Raw genomic sequence first — 2,686 nt, forward strand, 5'->3', positions numbered from 1 at the left:
GAAGGGCGAGCTGCCGGCCGACACGGCTGAAGCTGAACGGATCGTGGAAGCGCAAGTCAGCGAGCGCATTCGGGATACGGGCATGACGGCGATCAGCCGGGCCGTGTCCGAGCTGGTGCGGGCGGGTCTTATCGAACGCCACTATCAGGGTTTCCTGGTGGATCATGAGAACCGCGGGGCGCAGCGACATGCGGTCTATACGATAACGCCCGCCGTCCGGGCCGCGCTGCATCCCAACGTCGCCACGAGTGAGCATCAGCGAGACTTCTACATTCGCGGAATGCACGGCCAGCCTCGCGCGGCGGTGTCATGATAGCGCTGGAGGTTTGCCGCTCAAGCGTGACCAGAAGTCGACGTCAGTTTTTCCAGTTTGGCGAGGAAAAAGCGCTCACTCCACAGATCAAGCGACCTGAGTTCGGCCGGCCGCAGGAAACGCCGCACGTCGTCAGCGGCGGCCTTCCAGTCGATCTTCGCAATCGTGCTGCCCAGCGCTTCGTTCAGCCAGGGCATGTCGACGGCGATGTGATTATCTCCCGCCCAGGGACCGGCCTGGATGAGGGCATTGCGCAGGAGGGCCAGATTGAGCGTTACTCCCTTGGCGACATACCAGGAGAAATCGAACCAGTCCCGACCCTTGAGGAAACCCCGGCATAGCAAGGCATGAATCTTGAGAGCGAAATTGGACGGCAGATCCTGGTGCCGAACTTCGTGGTCCGCTGGAAAATCGAGATAGCTGGACGCCTCGCCCGAACCCGCAGGTGGGTTGACGTCGATCTCTAGCTTGATCCGGATCGTCTTTGGCTTACCAGCGCCCGCAAAAGACAGGTCGAGTTGGCTCGCGATGGAATCGTTCTTGATCAGCGCCTGGCGGATAGCCGTGTCCATCTTCGCCCTGGGCAGAGCATCGAGCTTCAGCCCGAACTGGCCGAACACCTCGATCAGGGTCTTGAGATAAGGCGTCCAGTCGAAGTCTGGGTCGGCCTGGCGCAGCAGGAAGTCGAGATCTTCCGAGAAGCGCGGTAGGCTGTTCAGGATGCGCAGGGACGTGCCGCCCTGGAATAGCGCGACGTCGAAGAAGTCGCCGCGCCAAAGGGCATAGAGCGCGATTTCCTGGAGGATTTCCTTGACCGCATTCTCTTCCTCTAGCGCATTGGCGGGATCGTAGCGGCGCAGTTTCTCCTGGATGATGTCAATCATGTGCTGAGCGGACCTTCCTGGCCATGACAGTGCTTTCGAGCGCGGCGAGGAAGCTGTTCACGGCCTTGTGCTTGTAGACCGGTTTCAGCTTGGCGAAATCCTTCCGTCGGAGCCCGAGGAGCATGTCCTCGTCGATCCGCATGCCATGGGTCAGCCACTCGATGCCCGCCCACTGCTGCTTGCGCAGGGCAACGAGGTCCAACAAGGCCCGCAGCGGCTGTGCGACGAAGGCGATGAGCTTGCCCATCTGCACGCGATCGACGCCGGCCAGGAACTGATAATCCGCGATAGCGAGCGGATGAAAGCTGAACGTGCCGAAGTCTGTCGTTTCAAAGCGGAGCGTTTTGCGGCCAGGCGTCACTCCCGCGGTCACAAAGACCGCTTCGGGGATCCAGCCATGATGGGCGAGCGCGCTTTCGAAAGAGACATAGCTACCCGGCATCAGACCTTGCGCAATGGCGAAGGGATGGATGGTTTCGGCCCGATAGCGCTTAGCCAGCAGGTAGGTGCCGCGCTTCACGCGGAGCAGGGAACCATCCTTGAGCGCCCGATTGACCAGGCCGTAGCGCCGGGCGTCTCCGCCGCCCAGCAGATTGCCGAGCTGGCGTTCGCTGAGGATATGATCGGCCAGACCCGCTGCCGTGATCTGTTGCGCCAGGGAGGACATGAAATTCCCGATACTTCCAATGTATGAAAGTTTCCAGAATTTTCTGACGAAGGGCGGGAAGCAGCGGAGGCACCCAGCATTGCTTAGTCTGCCCTTGATCCTGTCCAGAATATCAAACAGGAGGTTATCGCCATGAGCAAGCCTGTTACGCTCAATGTTCGGATCAGGGGCGCACTAGGCGATTTCGTCATGGCACATGTCGGCGCCGAAGGCTCCTACGAAAATGTCAGCGAATATGTCCGCGACCTCATCCGCCGGGACAAGGAACGGCTCAAGCCGAGCAGTTTGGTCGCCTCAAGGCAGAGCTTACGCAGGCATTCAATGCGCCGGAGGGCGGCTGGGCGAAATTTATGCCTGTACGCGACCGCTGGGGCGAGGCCCAAGGCGGATGCCTACATTCGCGGCCTCTTCGACTGCTTCGATCGGATCGCTAGGCGCGAAACGCGATGGCGCGCCATTCCGGCAGAATTCGGGGTCGAGGGCTTTTTCGGCCGCCATGAGCATCACTATGTCTTTTGGCGTTTCTGTCGGATGGATCCGTCGGGCATCGTGACCGTCCTGCACGCGCGTCGATATCGCGCTCTGATCAGCATTATCGGAAAAGCTTGTAAAACAGCCCCAAAAACCGCCCTCCCCGCGCGATCTGTCACTTACCATAATTGATCGTTATGGTAAGAACAAGTGCGCGGAAACAGCAGGGAAGGGCCAAAATGACGATCGCGAAAATGGCAGCGAAATCACGCGGCACAAATGTGCCGCGCCTTGTGCCGCATGAGCACAATGCCCGGCGCAAGGGCGCGTAGCAACGATGGCCGAAAAACC

3 protein-coding genes and 1 pseudogene are annotated in these 2,686 nt (G+C 60.0%); 2 read left to right on the top strand and 2 right to left on the bottom strand.

What is annotated here, in order from left to right; all coding sequences use genetic code 11:
• Positions 1-313 (top strand): annotated as a pseudogene (locus RLDS_RS29580) (hypothetical protein); the annotation flags it as partial.
• A gap of 20 nt (positions 314-333) precedes the next feature.
• Here RLDS_RS29580 and RLDS_RS29585 read toward each other — a convergent pair.
• Positions 334-1,197, bottom strand: a complete 864-nt coding sequence (locus RLDS_RS29585) for a nucleotidyl transferase AbiEii/AbiGii toxin family protein (protein ID WP_020818479.1) — start codon at positions 1,195-1,197, stop codon at positions 334-336.
• A complete protein-coding gene (locus RLDS_RS29590) occupies positions 1,190-1,864 on the bottom strand; it encodes a type IV toxin-antitoxin system AbiEi family antitoxin domain-containing protein (protein ID WP_020818478.1) in 675 nt (224 codons plus the stop codon). The genes RLDS_RS29585 and RLDS_RS29590 overlap by 8 nt, the downstream gene beginning before the upstream one ends.
• 132 nt (positions 1,865-1,996) lie before the next feature.
• Here RLDS_RS29590 and RLDS_RS56800 point away from each other — a divergent pair, with 132 nt between their 5' ends.
• On the top strand, positions 1,997-2,527 hold the full coding sequence (locus RLDS_RS56800) for a ribbon-helix-helix domain-containing protein (RefSeq protein WP_063619123.1): 531 nt from the start codon (positions 1,997-1,999) through the stop codon (positions 2,525-2,527).
• Positions 2,528-2,686: the final 159 nt, after the last annotated feature.

Source organism: Sphingobium lactosutens DS20, from assembly GCF_000445105.1.
Lineage (GTDB): Bacteria > Pseudomonadota > Alphaproteobacteria > Sphingomonadales > Sphingomonadaceae > Sphingobium > Sphingobium lactosutens.

Coding starts and splice junctions, on each gene's coding strand:
- RLDS_RS29585 (WP_020818479.1), bottom strand. CDS start 1,197: ATGATTGACATCATCCAGGAGAAACTGCGCCGCTACGATCCCGCCAAT.
- RLDS_RS29590 (WP_020818478.1), bottom strand. CDS start 1,864: ATGTCCTCCCTGGCGCAACAGATCACGGCAGCGGGTCTGGCCGATCAT.
- RLDS_RS56800 (WP_063619123.1), top strand. CDS start 1,997: ATGAGCAAGCCTGTTACGCTCAATGTTCGGATCAGGGGCGCACTAGGC.